This is a genomic window from Flavobacterium sp. B114r (genome assembly GCF_056824125.1).
The window spans coordinates 3,244,828-3,263,262 of record NZ_CP124858.1 but is presented as its reverse complement, the minus strand read 5'-3'; the positions used below and the strand labels follow the sequence as shown (position 1 = coordinate 3,263,262).

Here is an 18,435-nt window from a genome sequence, read left to right as displayed (position 1 = left end):
TTTAATAAAAATCGACATTGGCAATTACCTTTATGGCTCTGTACTGAGCAACAGCCTCAAAACTATTCAACATTTTCTGAATAGTTTTTTTTGTTGCTCCCAAAGGCATATTCTGTGGAATCTTAATGAGTATAGTTCTGATATACTCATTCCTGATTCTGCTAATTGCAGGTTCTTCAGGGCCTAAAACCGGAATACCTAAATTCTGACTCAAAACCTGATACAACCACATCGAACCTTCTTTTAATTTATCGAATTCACGATGTTTCAAAGTAAGCTTTATAATCCTGAAATAAGGAGGATATTTATAAATCATACGATCGTATAATTGCTCCTTATACATACCCATATAATTATGGGTTGTAACCTGCTGAATCGTATTGTGATTTGGATTATAGGTTTGAATAACTACTTTTCCCTGCTTTTCAGATCTTCCTGCTCTTCCCGCTACTTGTGTCATCATTTGAAAACTACGTTCAAAAGCCCTGAAATCAGGATGATGCAGCATATTATCCGCATTCATGATCCCAACTAGACTTACATTATCAAAATCTAAACCTTTGGCAAGCATTTGTGTTCCTACCAGAATATCAATTTCACGATTTTTAAAAGAATCGATTATCTTCTCAAAACCAAATTTTCCGCGAGTAGTATCCTGATCCATCCTGCCAGTTTTGGCCTTAGGAAAAAGTGACATTAATTCTTGTTCGATTTGTTCAGTTCCAAATCCTTTAGTCGTTAAATCAATACTTGAGCAGCTATGACAATGCGTAGGCTTTGCAATAGAATAACCACAATAATGACAACGTAACTGATTTTTATGCTTATGAAAAGTCAGGCTCACATCGCACTGCTGGCAATGAGGCACGTGACCACAAGTAAGACATTCAATTATAGGCGAATATCCTCGTCTGTTTTGAAATAAAATCACCTGTTCACCCAAAGACAAAGCTTCAGTAATTTCTTCGATTAAAAGATCACTAAAATGCCCCTTCATTCTTTTTCTAAAATGCTTGTCTTTTAAATCAACTAAAAGAATTTCAGGCATTCGAACATTATTATAACGTTCTGCAAGAGTCACTAAACCATATTTATCACTTTGTGTATTAAAATAAGTCTCAATACTAGGCGTTGCAGATCCCAAAAGCACTTTGGCATTATGAAAATTAGCCAGAACAATAGCTGCGTCCCTGGCATGATAACGCGGTGCAGGATCCGTTTGCTTAAAGGTTTGCTCATGTTCTTCATCAACAATCAATAAACCTAGATTATTAAACGGTAAAAACAAAGCTGACCTTGCCCCTATCACAATTTGAGCTTTAGCTGAATTTTCGAGTGTTTGTTTCCAAACCTCCACCCTTTCATTATTACTGTATTTAGAATGAAAAACAGCCACCTTATCTCCAAAATGAAGTCGCAAGCGCGAAACTAATTGTGTGGTAAGTGCAATCTCCGGCAACAAATACAAAACCTGTTTTCCGGTAACTAAATATTCTTCAATTAATTTGATATAAATCTCTGTTTTTCCGCTTGACGTGACACCGTGCAATAAACAAACTTCTTTCTCTAAAAAACTATCCTTAATCGCTGTAAAAGCTGTTTGCTGTGGCTCACTTAATAATAATTGTTTTTCAGTTACCTGCCCTTCAAACAAAATTCTGTCCTGCTGTAAAAGATATTCTTCAAAAATTTCCTTATCAATCAAAGCCTTCACAATAGCCGAAGATGAATTTGAAACCTCAACAAGTTTTTTTACCGTAATAGGTTTCTTTTCAGAAGCCATCAATTGGAAATAAGACAAAACAATTTCCTTTTGTTTATTAGCGCTTTTCAAAACTTCCAGCAATTCTCCCAAGCCATTATCTGATTCGTATTTAGCAAGTAATTTTACATACCGAACCAATTTTGGTTTGTAACTTTCTTTTATTTCCTCTTCTAAAACAATAATATCTTTGGCGATCATTTTTTGAAGAATCGGAAAAATATTTTTCTTATTTAATATCGAAATAATCTCCTGAACTTTTAAAGCACTTTGTTGCTGCAATGCTTCATAAACCAAAAATTCATCATCAGAAAGTTCGCTCTCATTTACTTCCACATCTGCTTTATAAGAAATAATGGTTTCACTTTCCAGCAATAATCCACCTGGAAAAGCGCCACGATATACATCGCCAATACCACACATATAATAGGTCGCCACCCAAAGCCAGTGTTTGATCTGGATCTCGGTCGCAATAGGTTTTTCGTCTAATATTTGATGAATTTCCTTGGCATCATATAAGCTTGGCTCATTTTCATGAATATCAATTACCAGCGCCGTATATATTTTACTTTTACCAAAAGGCACTGCAACTCTCATTCCTTTTTTAATGAAATGAAATTCAGCCTCAGTAATACGATAAGTAAAGGTTTTAGCTAAGGAAAGCGGTAGAACAACTTCGACAAAAAACATGTAAATATTTTATAAGATTGAGAAAACTATCTGAAAAGGGATCAAAAAGGAAAAATTTAAACTCTTTCAAACCAATTCTCCATTTGAATTCCGTTTAGAAGTTTAAAATCTTTACTATTATCAGTAACGAGAATTAATTGATTTTCGATTGCAGTAAGACCTATTAAAAGGTCAAATTCGTCATTTATTGGTTTTCCAATTTTCCTAAGCCGTACTTTTTCGGTTGCGTATCTTTTAATCGAACCGAAAATTGGAATAATAGTTAAACCTTTAAAAAAAACATCTACTGCTTTATTAGACTTTATTGGATCATCACTATTTTCGGCACCAAAACGAAGTTCTGCAACTGTAATTTCAGAAATGTAACAATTCTCCAGTCCAACTTCTTTTACTATTTTATCAAGATTCAATCTTCCTCTTAAAAAGAAAACACAAATGCTTGTATCAAGTAAATATCCCATTAAAATTTAATTTCAGTGTTTTTAAATTTTCTGTTGGATTTAATTTCAGAAATAATTTCTTCTGCAGATTTTTCAGAAGCAAATGCCCCAAAAGACTTATAAAAATTATTCTCTTTGGATTTAGTAACTTTTAAAGATTTTGTAAGCCTTTCGATAAGTTCGAGTTTATTCGAAAAACTTAGCCCTTCAAATAAATCTGAATAACTTTCAAGTATATTTTTATCAGTTATAGTCATTTTCAATCCAATTAAATTAATTTTCAAATATAAGCAAAATTAAGCTATTTTAAATAATACGCATTAAAGAAACCATTCTCAATAATCAATGGACAGCATTATATTTCTGAACCAATTTTAAAGTATGATTTAAAGAATTTAGATCTTTCCAATCATCATGACCGGTAATAATGTATTTAGGATTTTTAAATTTCGCTTGTACTTTTTTAATAGATTTCTCCCATTCTTTTACATCAGCATCACCTAAATAGCCTAAATCTGTTGCTTCTGTACTTTTAATAAAACAACCTCCATAAAGTACTTTTTCTTTATTAAACCAAACCACAATATTGTCTTGTGCATGGCCTTTACCTGGATAATAAACCTCAAATGCATATTGTCCAACCTTAAATACGGTATCATTTGGAATCACAAATTCAGCTCTTTTTTCCTTATTTTTTTCAAGGATCTCATCGGTTAATTTTATAGTATAAGTTTTAATTCCTTTTTGTCTGTAAAAATCTAAACCACCTGCCCTGTCTTCGTGAGAATGTGTGGCAAAATGCATCACAACTTCTTTATGATGCCTTGCTTTTATACTGTCTAATAAGGGCTGAAATTGCGTTTTATCCCAAGGCGCATCAAACAATACTACGCCTTTGTTAGTAACGAGATACATTGCATTTGCAGCAATCAGGTTTCCCTTATACTCATGAAACGTTTTATAAACATAAAAGTCACCTGTAAGATGACTTATTTGTAATGGCGAATTCTTAGATTGCCCAAAACTATTATATAGTATGGTTAAGAATAAAATTATCGATGCTAATTTTCGCATTTTATTTTTATGAAATTAATTCTTCACTCTTGTCCAGTATTGCGTTCTTCCCATGATAGAGATTCCTACATAACCGCGAAGTTTAAGTTTATCAGCAGATTCAAGGGTAATATAACATTTGTATTTTTTACCATTTGTAGGATCAAAAATAGTTCCTCCGCTATATTCATCGCCGTCTTTTTTAAGTCCGTTGATTATATTTAAACCTAAGATTGGTTTGTTTTTATCTGCACCTTCACATTTTACACAAACATCTTTTTTATGATCGGCGCGAAGTATCTCTACTACTTTACCATATACTTTTCCTGACTTTTCGTAAATCTCTACAATAGATTTTGCTTCGCCGGTTTCATCGTCAATTGTTTTCCATTTCCCAATAACACTTTGACTGTGAATTGTACCTAATGTTAGGAAGAAAACACCAATAGTTAATATCCAATTTTTCATAATATTATTTGTTTTTTTGTTTTAATTTTCTGATAGTGGCGTTCAATTCGAACCCCAAAAGCAGAATCATACAGTTTATCCAAATATAAAACATTAGAATTAATAATGTACCAATTGAACCATAAAGTTCGTTGTATTTTGAGAATTTTATAACCCAAATCCCAAAAAAGAACGAAGATATAACAATTAATATAGTTGTAAAAACAGATCCGATGCTAATAAAAGGCACTTTATTATACTGTTTCGTCCCATAACGTAATAATATTGAAGAAGTTATCAAAATCATTAAGATTACAAACAAATATCGTCCTAAAATAATCAGCGGAATACGATCACTCAAAACATCCTGAATGATTGTTTTTTGAATAAAGACCTCAAAAACTACAATTGTAGCCACTGTTACAAACAATATAATTGTCATAACAAGCGAAATTGCGAGTGCTACCAAATATTGACTAAAAAAGCCCCGTTTGTCAAAAACATGCTTAGAAGATTCGAAACCACTTAAAATTCCGTTAATACCATTTGCCATCAAAAAAATAGAAAGCAAAAATCCTGACGACAACAAACCTGAATGACTATTATTTAAGATATCACTGATGATTTTATTGATCGCGTCATAAGTATTAGGAGGAACACTTTGCTGCACGAACAGCAAAAAATCTGCCTGAAAATTTTCTATCGGTATAAAAGGAATTAAGTTTAAAATAAACAAGGCAAAAGGAAACAAGGCCATAAAAAAACTAAATGAAACAGCACTTGCATGATACGAAAATGCTCCTTCGATGATACCAATGGTATACATTTCGAGTAAATCATACAACGAAAGACCTTCTAACCAAGGCAATTTTATCCTCTTAAGAAATCGGGCAATATAGCGCACAACAGGAATCTTTTCAATCCGATCTTCTATCTCTTGAGACATATTTTTTTGATTTTAGTCCCGATACCTCGGGATTGAGTTTAGATTTTTGATTCTCTAAAACTCATAAATTCGCAACTTATAACTTCCTTAAAAAGCCTTTAAACTCAAATCCATATTATAAACTGAATGCGTTAAAGCACCTGATGAAATATAATTCACTCCACATAACCCATATTCACGAATCGTTTTTTCGTTGATATTTCCTGAAGATTCCGTCTGGCATTTTTTACCAATTAGCTTTACCGCCGTTTTAGTATCTTCATAGTTAAAGTTATCAATCAAAATTCTGTGAACTCCGTCACTTAATAAAATTTCACGGATTTCGTCAAGGTTTCTGGCTTCTACAATAATTTTCAAATCTAAATTATTCGCTTTCAAATATTCCTTTGTTTTTTTGATCGCTAAAGTAATTCCGCCTGCAAAATCAATGTGATTGTCTTTCAACATAACCATATCATATAGTGCAAAACGGTGATTTTCTCCACCTCCAATTTTTACGGCCCATTTTTCTGCAGCTCTGAAGTTTGGAGTTGTTTTACGAGTATCTAAAATTTTAGCTCCGGTTCCTTCTAAAAGCTGAACATATTGATCTGTTTTTGTAGCAATAGCAGACATACGCTGCATGGTATTCAAAACTACTCTTTCTGACTTTAAAATAGACTGGGAACTTCCTGAAACTTCAAAAACAACATCGCCGTATTCTACATGTGTTCCGTCTTCTATATATGTTTTGATTTTTAGTTTTGGATCTACATATTCAAAAATCATTTTTGCAAGTGCAACACCCGCAATAATCCCCTGATCTTTTACCAATAATTTAGCCTGGCCATGTGCTGATTCAGGAATACACGCCAATGAACTGTAATCGCCTGTACCTACATCTTCTCGGATTGCGTTGCTAATCAATAGTTGTAATTCGGTTTGAAATTGTACTTCGCTAATCATTTTTCTTAAATTTTATAAGATGCTAAAGTAGGACATATTTTATGGATTTGAAAGTTTACTGTCTGTGAAAAATTTCTTAGGTCTAAAAACATTAATGTAAATTATAAGGAAAACGCTTATTTTTTCAACACATAGAAACATAAATCTTCGGTTCTGCAAAAATGTGTTTCACTTGTATTAATTCACATCGCTAAATACATTCAGCTATGTGTGAAAATTTAGATTTTTTAAAAATATCTTTTGTCTATAATTTTATTATCTATGTTTCTATGTGTTTAAAATTTCAAACAGAATCTATAATTTTAATTGAAAACATTAAATATCTTTGAGGTTCATTCAAAAAAAATCATGGGCTTAATTAAAGATATTTACTCGGTTACTTTTTACGAAAAATTTGGTCAGGCTGTCGCCGACGTGCATCCGGCTTTCGATAAACAAAAATTTATTGAAGCCATTTACGAAGGCGATTTTACCCAAAAAGAATGGAAAGACCGCATGAAACACACCACAGTGGTTTTGCATCAATTTATGCCTGAAAATTTTCATGAAGCAGTTTTGTTGATTGATAAAATCATCGAAAACTTAAAGAAAAATAAATTTACAGAAGGTAATCTTGCTTTTATATTTTTTGCCGATTATATCGAAACCTATGGTTTAGATGATTTTAAAACCTCAGTAAAAGCCTTTGTTTCAATAACACAATTCATTAGCTGTGAATTTGCCGTTCGCCCTTTTGTTTTAAAATACAAACAAGAAATGATCGATGAAATGACAAAATGGTCGTTACATGAAAATCATCATGTTCGGAGATTATCCAGCGAAGGCAGCCGACCAAGATTACCGTGGGCAATGGCAATTCCGTTTCTCAAAAAAGATCCCGCTTCTATCCTGCCCATTTTAGAAAACCTTAAAAATGATCCTTCAGAATATGTACGTCGAAGTGTTGCCAATAACCTGAATGACATCGCCAAAGACAATCCGGAAGTTGTATTGGAAATTGCCGGAAAATGGTACGGAATAAGCCCGGAAACTGATGGTATCATCAAACACGGTTGTCGTACTTTATTAAAGCAGGGACATCCTGAAATTTTAAGCCATTATGGACTGGAAAGTACCAATATCGAACTTTCTGATTTTGAAATCAGAACACCAATTGTAAAAATTGGCGATCATCTGCAGTTTCAATTTCATTTAAATAATAAAAATGAAGAAGCCAAAACTGTTCGTTTAGAATATGCCGTACATTATAAAAAATCAAAAGGACATTTGGCTAAAAAAGTCTTCAAGATCAGCGAGAAAACCTATCAACCCAATCAATTGATAAAAGTCGATAGAAACCAGTCTTTCAAAATAATTACGACCCGGGTTTTTCATACGGGAGTTCATCAGTTATCTATTATTATTAACGGAACTGAAAGTGAGACTTTGGAATTTGAATTGACAGAATAAAAAATCAAAAACATACAATTAAAAAATAGACAATGATATTCCCTGAATACTTAAAAGAATTTGAAAATGATCTGGCAAAATACAAACTGGATTATATTCAAATAAATGCGAAACCTATAGAAAAAGAAACTGTTTTGTCTTTTACCCAAAGCAAATTTCTAGGAAAACCATACTTACCACTAAATGCAGAATATCCTAAAGACAAAACAGGAAAGCCGATGATTTTATTGGCTCAGCTTAATTTTTCAGAAATACCATCATTAGAAAATTATCCTGATAAAGGTATATTGCAATTTTATGTTTCCGGTGAAGAATGGCCTGACATGGAAGATTATAAGATATTGTATCATGCTGAAATAGAAGACCCTCAGACTAATTTCGAATTTCTGACTGAAGAATTATATTCAGATTCACCAATTAATTGCGAACATACTTTGACTTTTTCAAAAGAAGAAGAATATGGCGGTGTTCAGGATTTTCGATTTGACTTTAGTTTCAATGGTTTGGATTATTGGGAATTTGAAGAGAAATTAGAGGAATCTCAAAAAAAAGAAATCGAAAAACTATTTGATAATGAAGGTCATAAAATTGGAGGTTACGCTTATTTTACACAAGGTGATCCAAGAGAATATGACGAAAAAGCAAAAAACGACATTTTATTACTTCAAATCGATACTGATGAAGAAATAATGTTTGGCGACAGTGGCGTTGCTAATTTTTTCATTAATAAAGAAGATCTTATTAATCGAAAATTCGAGAAAGCTTATTTTACCTGGGATTGTTGCTAGACAAATCATAGATTACAAAACAAATCATTTTAACAAACTGATAATGAACATAAATTTCACTAATTACCACTAATTAATCTGAGGTAATTAGTGAAATTCGTGTTATATTTATAATCCTGTTAGAGTACTTATTATTCTATTTCTTACTTTTATAAATAATACCAAAAGTATATTTCTTAATCTAAATTAAGTTACTGATTGTAACTACAACAGTAATTTTGCTTCAACTAAAACAAATACCATGTCAAATATTAGTTTAATTATCGAAGAACGTGCTGCCAATATTGGCAACTTTATGGTAGGCAGATTATTGCCTTTCCGTGAAAAAAGAGCTGTTGGACCATTTGTATTTATCGATCATATGGGACCTGCACATTTAAGTGATCATGAAAACATGGACGTTCCCCCTCATCCGCATATTGGTCTTTCTACCCTTACATTTTTGTTTGAAGGAAGCATCATGCACCGTGATAGTCTGGGAACCGAACTAGAGATAAAACCGGGAGCGGTAAACTGGATGACTGCCGGCAAGGGAATTGTACATTCTGAAAGAACACCTGAATATTTAAGACATTCTGACAAAATGCTTCATGGTTTGCAAATTTGGGTGGCATTGCCAAAAGAACTGGAACAAATGGATCCAAATTTTACGCATGTCGAAGCAAGTGATATCCCAAGTTGGGAAGAAGATGGCGTTTCATATAAATTAATAGCCGGAGAAGCATTTGGAAAAAAATCACCAGTTCCGGTCTACAGTCCGTTATATTTTATTGAAATTAAAAGTACCGGAGCTAAAAAAATAAATATCGGTAAGGATTTATTTGGAGAAAGCGGTTTATATATTCTTGAGGGAAGCATTAAAAGCGGCGAACATGTTTACGATCCTAAGCAAATTTTAATTACTACAGACAGTACTTTATGCGAGTTTGAGTTAGCCGAAAATTCTACGGTTTACATTTTTGGAGGAACACCGTTTCCTGAAGAACATTTTATCTTTTGGAATTTTGTTTCTTCGGATAAAAATACAATCGAAAAAGCAAAAAAAGACTGGATAGAACAAACTTTCCCTAAAGTTCCGGGTGAAACTGAATTTGTACCATTACCTGAACCAAGAATCAAATAATATATGGAAACTATCTCAGCACAAATAGATACGCGTTTGTATCGAACGGAAATAAAATCAGCCAGCGGAAATATCCTGATTGCTGATGAACCACAGGAAATGGGCGGCAAAAATTTAGGTTTTAGTCCGTCAGAACTTTTGGCTTCGTCTTTAGCATCCTGTACTTTGATCACGTTACGAATGTATATAAATAGAAAACAGTGGGATGTTTCTGAAATTAATATCAAAGTTGATTTTGAAAGAGATTCTGAGCAAAATGTTTCTTTATTTACACGCAAAATCGAAATTATAGGCGAAGTAGATCAAGCACAAAGGCATCGATTAGAAACAATAGCCAACAGTTGCCCAATACACAAAACATTAACACATTCAATCGAAATTAAAACTACATTAATATAACTTATCATGGAAATCAAACAAATAAACGATACAAGAAGAGGCTATTTTGAAGCTATTGAAGACGAAAAACAAGCTGGAAAAATGACGTATACCTGGGCTGGAGATTCTAAATTCATCATTGATCATACTGAAGTCAATGAGGAATTCAACGGAAAAGGTGTTGGTAAAAAACTTGTTATGGCCGCTGTAGAATATGCCAGAACCAATAATCTGAAAATTATTCCGCTTTGTCCTTTTGCAAAAAGTGTTTTTGATAAGGTAGAAGAAATTCATGATGTATTGTTTTCTTAAAGCTGCTGAGGCTCTAAGTTTCTAAGTTTTTTTTACCACAAAGGGCGCAGAGAATTACGCAAAGTTCGCAAAGTTTTTTAGACAAAGCTTTGCGAACTTTGTGTTTATAATAAAGTTTAGGTATAATAAAAATCTTGCGTCCTTTGCGGTAAAAAATCACTACAATGAAATTCAATTTTCAAATTTCCGCAGAAACTCGTATATTTGCATGTAATTTAAACTTAGAGTATGACGAGGATAATTACACTTTTCTGTTTTTTCATAGCACAAATCAGCTTTTCTCAAACAGCTGAAAATTATTTAGATAAAAACAGAAATAACGAAGCTCTCTTAGCAGCTTTCTTTCAACAAATGCCAAAAGGCGGCGATTTACACCATCATTTTTCAGGATCAATTTATGCAGAACCTCTTTTGGAAAGAGCAATTGCACAAGATTTTTATTTGAATTTAGAAACCATGGACGTCTCTAAAACAAAACCTGCAAAAGGCAATTGGCAGACTTTCTCTTCTCTTAAAAACGAAGGTAAACTTGCTTTTTACGAGCAACAAGTAATGCAAACCTGGTCGGCTAAAGATTATAACGGCGTTTCTGTACCATCTGACGATTTATTTTTTGATTCTTTTCAAAAGTTTGAACCTACTATCCAGGGGCATTTTGCAGAAGGAATGCTCGAATTAAAAAAACGCGCCATTGTTGAAAACGTAAGTTATATCGAAACACAATTATCAACGATTCCGTGTGATATGAACGTTTCTGATTTAACAGATTTCAATACAAAATTACGTCAGGCAGCTTCTCAAAGAGATGAAAAAGCAGTTCTGAAACTTTTAGACGATTTGTATAAAGCAGTTCAAAAGAAAGATGCTAAAAAATATGCTACAGATTTCAATACCAATTTTATAGCAAAATTGCACAAAGACTTAAAAATTGATGATGATCGTTTTACTATGCGTTATCAAAATTTTGTACTTCGTTTTATGGATCCTGTCGATTTATTCAAGAATCTGACTATTGCCTTTATCTCTGCAAATGACAGCAAATTGGTTGCCGGTGTAAACATTGTTTCTCCGGAACATGGAGAAAATTCGATGAAAGATTATTGGCTGCATATGGTGATGTTCAAATATTGCCATTCTAAATTTCCTGATGTAAAATATACGCTTCACGCTGGCGAATTGACTCTTGGTTTAGTGCAACCTGAAGATTTGACATGGCATATTAATGATGCTATTTATGTCGCAGGAGCAAACAGAATTGGTCATGGAGTGGATATTGCTTACGAAGCAAATTCATATGATTTATTGCGCTATATGGCAAAAAATAATATTCCTATAGAGATCAATTTGACAAGTAATGAATTCATTTTGAAAGTAAAAGAAAGCAGACATCCGTTTGTACTTTATAAAGAATTTAATGTCCCAATCGTGATCAGTACTGATGATGCAGGGATTTTAAGAACAAATATGACGGAACAATACGTTTTACTGGCCAAAAGATATCCTGATGTTTCATATGCAACAATAAAACAATACGTTTACAATAGTATTAATTACAGTTTTATTCAGGATTCATCAGTTAAAAAACAATTATTGAAAGATTTAGACGCAAGATTTAAAACTTTTGAAGCTAAATTTCCTAAAAACTAACGAAACCTAACAGGTTTTTAAAACCTGTTAGGTTTGCCAATATTAAGCTATATGATTCTAGAAGCCGCATTTCTTTTTGTAAAACCTGAATTAGCAAATCAATTTGAAGCTGATTTTGCAATAGCAAGTCAATACATTTCATCCATCGATGGTTATCTTGGGCATCGATTAGAGAAATGTCTGGAAGTCGAAAATAAATATCTTTTATTGGTTGACTGGAATACGCTTGAAGATCACACCCAAGGTTTTAGAAACTCTGAGGCTTATCTGGAATGGAAGAAAATTTTACATCATTATTATGAACCGTTTCCCATTGTAGAGCATTTTGAAACTGTTTTTGAGAATAAAAAATAGCCCACAGATTATGCGGATTAAACAGATTGACACAGATTTTTTTTAATTCGTGCTGATTCGTGAAATTCGTGGCAAAAAAAAATTAAAATGAATATCAAACTTATCGCCATTGGCAAAACCGATAATAAATCGTTACAAACTTTAATAGACGATTACACCAAGCGTTTGTCGTTTTACATCAAATTTGATTTGGAGATTATTCCGGATATCAAAAACGTAAAGAATTTATCTGAAAGCCAGCAAAAAGAGAAAGAAGGCGAACTGATTCTTGCTAAATTAACACCAACGGATCAATTGATTTTATTAGATGAAAACGGAAAAAACTTCTCCAGCGTTGGTTTCTCTGAAGAACTGCAAAAGAAAATGAACTCCGGAATTAAAACTTTAGTTTTTGTAATTGGCGGTCCTTACGGATTCTCTGATACGGTTTACAGCAAAGCACAGGGGAAAATATCACTTTCGTTAATGACATTTTCGCACCAAATGGTTCGCTTGTGTTTCATTGAACAATTGTATCGCGGGTTTACGATTTTAAGGAACGAACCTTATCATCATCAGTAAAAGAAATTTGTTTCAGGTTTTATTTGTTTCAACTTTTAAGTTAGAAAATAAATTCTTCTGTAATATTTGCGAATGATTCTAGTTTCTGAACCAAAATTTTGTCCTGAATATAGGCATCGAAACTCATATTTTTATCAAAACAGAATTGCATTTTTGGCTTAACAGCAAAGTCAAGACTTGCAATGTAATTTAGCAATTCTTCTTTTTTAATGATTTGGTTGTTAACCTCAACAGTTTTATTATTCTTAAAAAACACAACTAACCCCTCCGATTTTGGTTTTTCTAATTTATAATACACTTTCGTGAAAGGTAAAAAAGCCAGATTCTTTCCGATAGAATCAGCATATGAATAATAGTTTTCTGCTTCTTCGTTTTTGTGCGCGCTATCCGCACGCTTTTTATCCTGAAGTTTTATTACTTCGGGAATTACTAGTTTTAATGGCAAACGTTTGTCTATATTAAAAAGCCAGTTGGTAGAAATAATGCTGTTTTTTCGGTTTACATCTGCGATCGTATCTTTTCCTTCTGTTTTAAAGAAAATATAAATTGGCGAATGATCCTGAACATCTTTCACTATAGAAACATTTGCTTTTGGAAGCAGGACGTCTTCTTTTTTTTCACATGAAAATAAAAGCAAGGCAATGATTAAAGTAAAGTATTTCATAAAAATTAGTTTTATTTATTTTTTAACCTGTTAATGTATTTCACTTAATATTAATAAACTCAGAGTATGTCATTTCGACGCAGGAGAAATCGCATTGGTAATTTCGCAAACAAAATTGCCAATCTTTGTAGAGTTTCTCATGCGATTTCTCCCTTTGGTCGAAATGACAAACCAAATGAATTTTTCTAATTACCCATTTATTTTATTAAACAAAGTAATACATTCTACTGCCTCTTTTACATCATGAACACGAAGAATTTTAGCGCCTTTTGTCAAAGCAATCGTATTCAAAACCGTTGTACCGTTTAAGGCTTCCTGTGCAGAGTTATTTAATGTTTTATAAATCATCGATTTTCTCGAAACGCCTGCTAAAACTGGTAATTCTAAAAGATTAAAAACTTCCATTTTTTGTAAAACCTCATAATTCTGATCCGTTGTTTTCGCAAATCCAAAACCCGGATCAAGAATCAAATCATTAATATCTAAGCTTCTTGCCTTTTTTACTTTTTCAGAAAAATAGAAAAGCATTTCTTTTACGATGTCCTCATAATTCGTCAAACTTTGCATTGTTTGCGGATTCCCACGCATGTGCATCATAATATACGGAACATTATAATTTGCAATTATATCAAACATTTTATCGTCTAATTCGCCTGCAGCAATATCATTTATAATCGCTGCACCGGTTTCTATACTCGCTTTTGCAACGGCAGCCCTAAAGGTATCAATTGACAATAAAGCATCTGGAAAATGTTTTAAAATCACTTCGATTGCCGGAACAATACGCTCAATTTCTTCTTTTTCAGTAACAAATTCAGCACTTGGTTTACTTGAATATGCCCCAAGATCAATAAACGCAGCACCTTCAGACAACATTTTACCTGCTTGCGAAATAATATCATCTTCATTTTTATACTTTCCTCCGTCAAAAAAAGAGTTAGGCGTAACATTCAAAATCCCCATTACTTTAGGAATTGACAAATCAACAAGTTGCCCTTTGCAGTTAATCAGCATATGTTTTGTTATTTTTGTTTCAGGTTTCAAGTTTCAGGATAATCCAGATTGTGCAAGCTCGAACTTGAAACAAAGAAAACTTGAAACTTTTTATATTATTTTCAAGTTTCAAGTTCTTAGCATTAACACTTTGTTTAGAAAAAACTTGAAACAAAGAAAACCTGAAACTTGAAACTCTTTAATATTATACCTATTTTTGAATAAATTTTAGCAAATATACAGCAATAAATGAAGAATACTTCCCTTGAATATGATAATGTAATTACGGTTTGCCGCACTTTATTTATCAATAAAATGAAAGATTACGGCAGTGCGTGGCGAATTTTAAGATTGCCTTCACTAACGGATCAAATCTTTATAAAAGCGCAAAGAATCAGAAGCTTACAAGAAAACGAAGTTCGTAAAGTTGATGAAGATGAAAAAGGAGAATTCATAGCAATCATCAATTATTCGATCATGGCTTTGATTCAGTTAGAATTAGGAGTTGTTGACCAGCCTGATCTTGACGTAGAAAAAGCAACTGAATTATATGACGCTAAAGTTAAATTGACAAAAGAGTTAATGCTGGCTAAAAACCATGACTATGGTGAAGCCTGGCGTGATATGCGTGTGAGTTCCCTGACTGATTTGATTCTGCAAAAACTACTTCGAGTAAAACAAATTGAAGACAATAAAGGCAAAACTTTAGTTTCTGAAGGTATTGATGCCAATTATCAGGATATGATTAATTATTCTGTTTTTGCATTGATATTGGAACCATTAAAATAAAAAATTAGCCACAAATTTTACGAATTAATTCGTGAAATTCGTGGCGAAAAAAACACAAAACCATGAAAAACATCATTACTCAATTTTCAAGATTATTTGTCGGCGTATTATTTATTATTTCGGGATTAATCAAACTAAATGATCCGGTTGGATTCTCTTATAAATTGGCTGAATATTTTAGTGAGCCGGTTTTCAATATGCCATTTCTAGAGCCATTGGCTTTAGGACTAGCCATCTTTTTAGTAATTTTAGAAGTTGTCCTGGGAGTTATGTTATTGGTAGGTTATAAATCGAAACTTACGATTTGGTTTTTATTGCTATTAATCGTTTTCTTTACCTTCCTAACCTTCTACTCTGCCTATTTTGATGTTGTAAAAGATTGCGGATGTTTTGGAGATGCTTTGCACTTAACGCCTTGGCAATCCTTTTCGAAAGATATCGTATTACTATTCTTTATTGTGATTTTGTTTGTCAATAAAAAATTAGTAAAACCTTTATTCTCAAATACTGTTACAAATATCATTACTCTTGTAAGCATTATTTTATGCGTTTTTATGGCAGTTTGGGTTTTAAATCATAATCCTATCAAGGATTTCCGTCCTTATAAAGTAGGTACAAACATCGAGAAAGGAATGGAAATTCCGGAAGGTGCGCCAAAATCTGTCGTAGAAATGACTTTTATCTATAAAGTAAATGGTGTCGATAAAGAATTTACAGAAAAAGACCTGGCAAATATTCCGGAAGGCGCGGCTTTTGTCGACAGAAAAGACAAAGTAATTACTGAAGGTTATATTCCGCCAATTCACGATTTTACTATGGTAAAAGACGATTCTGACTATAAAGAAGAATTATTAAAAGAACCTAAATTATTAATTTTTGTAACTTATGACCTGAATTTATCTCATCCTGATGGAATGAAAAAATTAGAGGGTTTAAGTAAAGCTGCAAAAGCAAAAGGATATAAAGTAATTGCAATGACTGCTTCCGGAGCAGATGAAATTGCAAAAGCAAAAAAACAATATGGTTTAGATGTTGATTTCTATTTCTGTGATGCAACAGCATTAAAAACTGTAGAAAGAGCTAATCCGAGTATTGTTGTGGTACAAAACGGAACTATCATTCAAAAGGTACATTACAACGATACTGATGATTTGAAATTGTAATTTTTAAATAAGCATAAACGCTGATAACGCCAATTTTTCTATTAATTAGTTGAATTGGCGTTCGTGTTTGAAGTCCTGAATATTTCGTAAAGTAAATACAAAACCAGCTTATTTGTTTTTGTTTAATTTGTTAATACGATATCCAAAAAATCAACTTAACCCTGAAATAATTAAGAAAATTACTGATGACTTTTTTATACAGATCTGACGTTTTTTTGCTCGTAAAATCATTCCGTAAATAAAAAAAATGTTTGTTTTTCTGTCTATCCAAAAGTTTATTTCTAAAAAATCCTGTTTTCACGACCTACTATTACGATTTCATTTGGCTTTTTTTAACCTATAATTCTTGTTTTGTTATAAAATAAAGGAGTCTTCAAATTTTGTTAATCTCCATTTATCATTCGATTTGTTTGTTTAACTTTGTTGGAACTCTTTTTTTATAAGAAATCGTTATGATTATAAATCATACTATTTGTTTAGATAAAGACAGTTAAATCCAAAATTAAAAACAAATTTTATCTACCTATGAAACAAATAGCACTGGTTGTAATTGCATTTATTACGTTTTCATGTTCACAAGCTCAGAAAACAAGTTTTTCTAAAGAGGCATTATCTGAGAAATTATTAGCGACTGATGATAGTCAGGTTACTTTTAAAAATATTTTAAAGAAATACAAAGGCAAAACCTTAGTTATTGAAGTTTGGGCTTCGTGGTGTGGTGATTGTGTAAAAGCTATGCCACAATTTAAAGAACTTCAGGCAAACAACCCTGATGTTTCATATCTATTCCTTTCTGCTGATAAAACAGCTGATAAATGGAAAGCCGGAATTGAAAAACACGAATTAAAAGGGGATCATTTTATGATGAATGATGGTATGAAAGGCGTTTTTGGAAAAGCAATTGATTTAGACTGGATTCCAAGATATATTATCATTGACAAATCCGGAAAAATTGTATTGTACCGTGCTATCGAAAAGGATTTTGATAAAATCAATGAAACTTTAAAAAGCCTGAAATAAAATTTTCAATTACAATTACAAAAAGCAATGACAACGACAATATCAAAATTTAATGTCATTGCTATTTTAAAAGAATAAAAACAAAAAAAAGAATAAAATAAAAACTACCAAAATGAGAAAAAAAATTGTTGCAGGAAACTGGAAAATGCATAAAAACGCAGAACAAACTGAAGAATTATTAAGCGAATTAATTGCTAAAATACCAGCAAAAACTACTGCACAAGTTATAGTTGCTCCAACATTTGTAAACTTACAAGCAGCTGTTTCTAAATTAAAAAATACAACTATCGCAGTTTCTGCACAAAACGTTCACCAAGCTGAAGGCGGTGCTTTTACCGGAGAAATTTCTGCAGATATGTTGACTAGTATTGGTGTAAATACAGTAATCCTTGGTCACTCTGAGCGTAGAGCTATTTTTCATGAAACTGATGCATTAATCGCTAATAAAGTAGATACTGCACTGAAACATGACATGACAGTTATTTTCTGTTTTGGAGAAGAATTAAAAGATCGTCAGTCAGGAAATCATTTCAATATTGTTGAAAATCAATTGCGCGACGGATTATTTCATATTGCAAAAGAATCATGGTCTAAAGTTGTTTTAGCTTACGAACCAGTTTGGGCTATTGGAACTGGAGAAACTGCTTCACCAGAACAAGCACAAGAAATGCATGAATTTATCAGAGAAACTGTTCGCAAAGCTTTTGGAGCTGATATCGCTGACGAAGTTTCTATTTTATACGGTGGTTCTGTTAAACCGGACAATGCTAAAGAAATTTTTGGTAAACCAGACGTAGACGGTGGTTTAATTGGTGGTGCTGCCTTAAAAGCAGACGATTTCTTAGCTATTGTAACTGCTATTTAGATTTTAGATTTTAGATTTTAGATTTACTATAAAAAAAGCGTTCGTT

General features: G+C 32.5%; 21 protein-coding genes. 12 read left to right on the top strand and 9 right to left on the bottom strand.

What is annotated here, in order from left to right:
* Position 1 precedes the first annotated feature (1 nt).
* The 7 genes from priA to nadC all read right to left on the bottom strand — a co-directional run bounded on the left by priA (position 2) and on the right by nadC (position 6,283).
* On the bottom strand, positions 2-2,452 hold the full coding sequence (gene priA / locus QLQ94_RS14015) for a replication restart helicase PriA (protein WP_271335394.1): 2,451 nt from the start codon (positions 2,450-2,452) through the stop codon (positions 2-4).
* A gap of 56 nt (positions 2,453-2,508) precedes the next feature.
* Complete coding sequence (locus tag QLQ94_RS14010; protein WP_482497532.1) at positions 2,509-2,913, bottom strand: PIN domain-containing protein; 405 nt, start codon at positions 2,911-2,913, stop codon at positions 2,509-2,511.
* Entirely contained in the window at positions 2,913-3,176 is a 264-nt protein-coding gene (locus tag QLQ94_RS14005; RefSeq protein WP_271335392.1) for a hypothetical protein, read from the bottom strand. Before QLQ94_RS14005 ends, QLQ94_RS14010 begins: the two co-directional genes overlap by 1 nt.
* 58 nt (positions 3,177-3,234) lie before the next feature.
* Positions 3,235-3,966, bottom strand: a complete 732-nt coding sequence (gene bla-B1-FLAV / locus QLQ94_RS14000) for a subclass B1 metallo-beta-lactamase (protein WP_271335391.1) — start codon at positions 3,964-3,966, stop codon at positions 3,235-3,237.
* Between the two features lie 15 nt (positions 3,967-3,981).
* Positions 3,982-4,413 (bottom strand): DUF2147 domain-containing protein, encoded by a 432-nt coding sequence (locus QLQ94_RS13995; protein WP_271335390.1) that lies wholly within the window; start codon positions 4,411-4,413, stop codon positions 3,982-3,984.
* A 4-nt stretch (positions 4,414-4,417) separates the two neighbouring features.
* Positions 4,418-5,338, bottom strand: coding sequence for a YihY/virulence factor BrkB family protein (locus QLQ94_RS13990; RefSeq protein WP_271335389.1), 921 nt, complete (start codon positions 5,336-5,338; stop codon positions 4,418-4,420).
* An 87-nt stretch (positions 5,339-5,425) separates the two neighbouring features.
* The gene (gene nadC / locus QLQ94_RS13985) at positions 5,426-6,283 is read right to left on the bottom strand and encodes a carboxylating nicotinate-nucleotide diphosphorylase (protein WP_482497529.1); all 858 of its coding nucleotides are present in this window, start codon (positions 6,281-6,283) and stop codon (positions 5,426-5,428) included.
* Between the two features lie 348 nt (positions 6,284-6,631).
* On the opposite strand from nadC, the gene QLQ94_RS13980 reads away from it, so the two are divergent.
* The 8 genes from QLQ94_RS13980 to rlmH all read left to right on the top strand — a co-directional run bounded on the left by QLQ94_RS13980 (position 6,632) and on the right by rlmH (position 12,895).
* Positions 6,632-7,732, top strand: coding sequence for a DNA alkylation repair protein (locus QLQ94_RS13980; RefSeq protein WP_427402100.1), 1,101 nt, complete (start codon positions 6,632-6,634; stop codon positions 7,730-7,732).
* Between the two features lie 32 nt (positions 7,733-7,764).
* Positions 7,765-8,520 carry a YwqG family protein gene (locus QLQ94_RS13975; protein WP_271335386.1) on the top strand — a complete coding sequence of 252 codons (756 nt, stop codon included), beginning with the start codon at positions 7,765-7,767 and terminating at the stop codon, positions 8,518-8,520.
* 241 nt (positions 8,521-8,761) lie between these two features.
* A complete protein-coding gene (locus tag QLQ94_RS13970; RefSeq protein WP_271335385.1) occupies positions 8,762-9,643 on the top strand; it encodes a pirin family protein in 882 nt (293 codons plus the stop codon).
* A 3-nt stretch (positions 9,644-9,646) separates the two neighbouring features.
* Positions 9,647-10,042 carry an OsmC family protein gene (locus tag QLQ94_RS13965; protein WP_271335384.1) on the top strand — a complete coding sequence of 132 codons (396 nt, stop codon included), beginning with the start codon at positions 9,647-9,649 and terminating at the stop codon, positions 10,040-10,042.
* Positions 10,043-10,048: 6 nt separating this feature from the next.
* Entirely contained in the window at positions 10,049-10,333 is a 285-nt protein-coding gene (locus tag QLQ94_RS13960) for a GNAT family N-acetyltransferase (protein ID WP_271335383.1), read from the top strand.
* A 228-nt stretch (positions 10,334-10,561) separates the two neighbouring features.
* Complete coding sequence (locus tag QLQ94_RS13955) at positions 10,562-11,980, top strand: amidohydrolase family protein (protein WP_482497526.1); 1,419 nt, start codon at positions 10,562-10,564, stop codon at positions 11,978-11,980.
* Between the two features lie 51 nt (positions 11,981-12,031).
* Positions 12,032-12,334 (top strand): antibiotic biosynthesis monooxygenase family protein, encoded by a 303-nt coding sequence (locus tag QLQ94_RS13950; protein WP_271335381.1) that lies wholly within the window; start codon positions 12,032-12,034, stop codon positions 12,332-12,334.
* A gap of 87 nt (positions 12,335-12,421) precedes the next feature.
* Positions 12,422-12,895: a 23S rRNA (pseudouridine(1915)-N(3))-methyltransferase RlmH gene (gene rlmH, locus QLQ94_RS13945; protein WP_482497524.1), complete on the top strand. Its 474-nt coding sequence runs from the start codon at positions 12,422-12,424 to the stop codon at positions 12,893-12,895.
* A 40-nt stretch (positions 12,896-12,935) separates the two neighbouring features.
* On the opposite strand, the gene QLQ94_RS13940 is transcribed toward rlmH, so the two are convergent.
* Both QLQ94_RS13940 and folP read right to left on the bottom strand, forming a co-directional pair.
* Complete coding sequence (locus QLQ94_RS13940; RefSeq protein ID WP_271335380.1) at positions 12,936-13,559, bottom strand: hypothetical protein; 624 nt, start codon at positions 13,557-13,559, stop codon at positions 12,936-12,938.
* 189 nt (positions 13,560-13,748) lie between these two features.
* A complete protein-coding gene (folP, locus tag QLQ94_RS13935) occupies positions 13,749-14,573 on the bottom strand; it encodes a dihydropteroate synthase (RefSeq protein ID WP_482497522.1) in 825 nt (274 codons plus the stop codon).
* Positions 14,574-14,801: 228 nt separating this feature from the next.
* Between folP and QLQ94_RS13930 the strand changes: the two genes are divergently transcribed.
* From QLQ94_RS13930 to tpiA, 4 genes are all read left to right on the top strand, one after another.
* Complete coding sequence (locus tag QLQ94_RS13930) at positions 14,802-15,341, top strand: DUF1599 domain-containing protein (protein WP_271335378.1); 540 nt, start codon at positions 14,802-14,804, stop codon at positions 15,339-15,341.
* 62 nt (positions 15,342-15,403) lie between these two features.
* Positions 15,404-16,504, top strand: coding sequence for a BT_3928 family protein (locus tag QLQ94_RS13925; RefSeq protein ID WP_482497520.1), 1,101 nt, complete (start codon positions 15,404-15,406; stop codon positions 16,502-16,504).
* A gap of 525 nt (positions 16,505-17,029) precedes the next feature.
* Positions 17,030-17,524 carry a TlpA family protein disulfide reductase gene (locus QLQ94_RS13920; protein ID WP_271335376.1) on the top strand — a complete coding sequence of 165 codons (495 nt, stop codon included), beginning with the start codon at positions 17,030-17,032 and terminating at the stop codon, positions 17,522-17,524.
* A 112-nt stretch (positions 17,525-17,636) separates the two neighbouring features.
* Complete coding sequence (gene tpiA / locus QLQ94_RS13915; protein WP_271335375.1) at positions 17,637-18,389, top strand: triose-phosphate isomerase; 753 nt, start codon at positions 17,637-17,639, stop codon at positions 18,387-18,389.
* Positions 18,390-18,435 lie beyond the last annotated feature (46 nt).

Excerpts from the sequence above, each read along its gene's own strand:
- priA (WP_271335394.1), bottom strand. The coding sequence starts at position 2,452 with ATGTTTTTTGTCGAAGTTGTTCTACCGCTTTCCTTAGCTAAAACCTTT.
- QLQ94_RS14010 (WP_482497532.1), bottom strand. The coding sequence starts at position 2,913 with ATGGGATATTTACTTGATACAAGCATTTGTGTTTTCTTTTTAAGAGGA.
- bla-B1-FLAV (WP_271335391.1), bottom strand. The coding sequence starts at position 3,966 with ATGCGAAAATTAGCATCGATAATTTTATTCTTAACCATACTATATAAT.
- QLQ94_RS13995 (WP_271335390.1), bottom strand. The coding sequence starts at position 4,413 with ATGAAAAATTGGATATTAACTATTGGTGTTTTCTTCCTAACATTAGGT.
- QLQ94_RS13990 (WP_271335389.1), bottom strand. The coding sequence starts at position 5,338 with ATGTCTCAAGAGATAGAAGATCGGATTGAAAAGATTCCTGTTGTGCGC.
- nadC (WP_482497529.1), bottom strand. The coding sequence starts at position 6,283 with ATGATTAGCGAAGTACAATTTCAAACCGAATTACAACTATTGATTAGC.
- QLQ94_RS13980 (WP_427402100.1), top strand. The coding sequence starts at position 6,632 with ATGGGCTTAATTAAAGATATTTACTCGGTTACTTTTTACGAAAAATTT.
- QLQ94_RS13975 (WP_271335386.1), top strand. The coding sequence starts at position 7,765 with ATGATATTCCCTGAATACTTAAAAGAATTTGAAAATGATCTGGCAAAA.
- QLQ94_RS13970 (WP_271335385.1), top strand. The coding sequence starts at position 8,762 with ATGTCAAATATTAGTTTAATTATCGAAGAACGTGCTGCCAATATTGGC.
- QLQ94_RS13965 (WP_271335384.1), top strand. The coding sequence starts at position 9,647 with ATGGAAACTATCTCAGCACAAATAGATACGCGTTTGTATCGAACGGAA.
- QLQ94_RS13960 (WP_271335383.1), top strand. The coding sequence starts at position 10,049 with ATGGAAATCAAACAAATAAACGATACAAGAAGAGGCTATTTTGAAGCT.
- QLQ94_RS13955 (WP_482497526.1), top strand. The coding sequence starts at position 10,562 with ATGACGAGGATAATTACACTTTTCTGTTTTTTCATAGCACAAATCAGC.
- QLQ94_RS13950 (WP_271335381.1), top strand. The coding sequence starts at position 12,032 with ATGATTCTAGAAGCCGCATTTCTTTTTGTAAAACCTGAATTAGCAAAT.
- rlmH (WP_482497524.1), top strand. The coding sequence starts at position 12,422 with ATGAATATCAAACTTATCGCCATTGGCAAAACCGATAATAAATCGTTA.
- QLQ94_RS13940 (WP_271335380.1), bottom strand. The coding sequence starts at position 13,559 with ATGAAATACTTTACTTTAATCATTGCCTTGCTTTTATTTTCATGTGAA.
- folP (WP_482497522.1), bottom strand. The coding sequence starts at position 14,573 with ATGCTGATTAACTGCAAAGGGCAACTTGTTGATTTGTCAATTCCTAAA.
- QLQ94_RS13930 (WP_271335378.1), top strand. The coding sequence starts at position 14,802 with ATGAAGAATACTTCCCTTGAATATGATAATGTAATTACGGTTTGCCGC.
- QLQ94_RS13925 (WP_482497520.1), top strand. The coding sequence starts at position 15,404 with ATGAAAAACATCATTACTCAATTTTCAAGATTATTTGTCGGCGTATTA.
- QLQ94_RS13920 (WP_271335376.1), top strand. The coding sequence starts at position 17,030 with ATGAAACAAATAGCACTGGTTGTAATTGCATTTATTACGTTTTCATGT.
- tpiA (WP_271335375.1), top strand. The coding sequence starts at position 17,637 with ATGAGAAAAAAAATTGTTGCAGGAAACTGGAAAATGCATAAAAACGCA.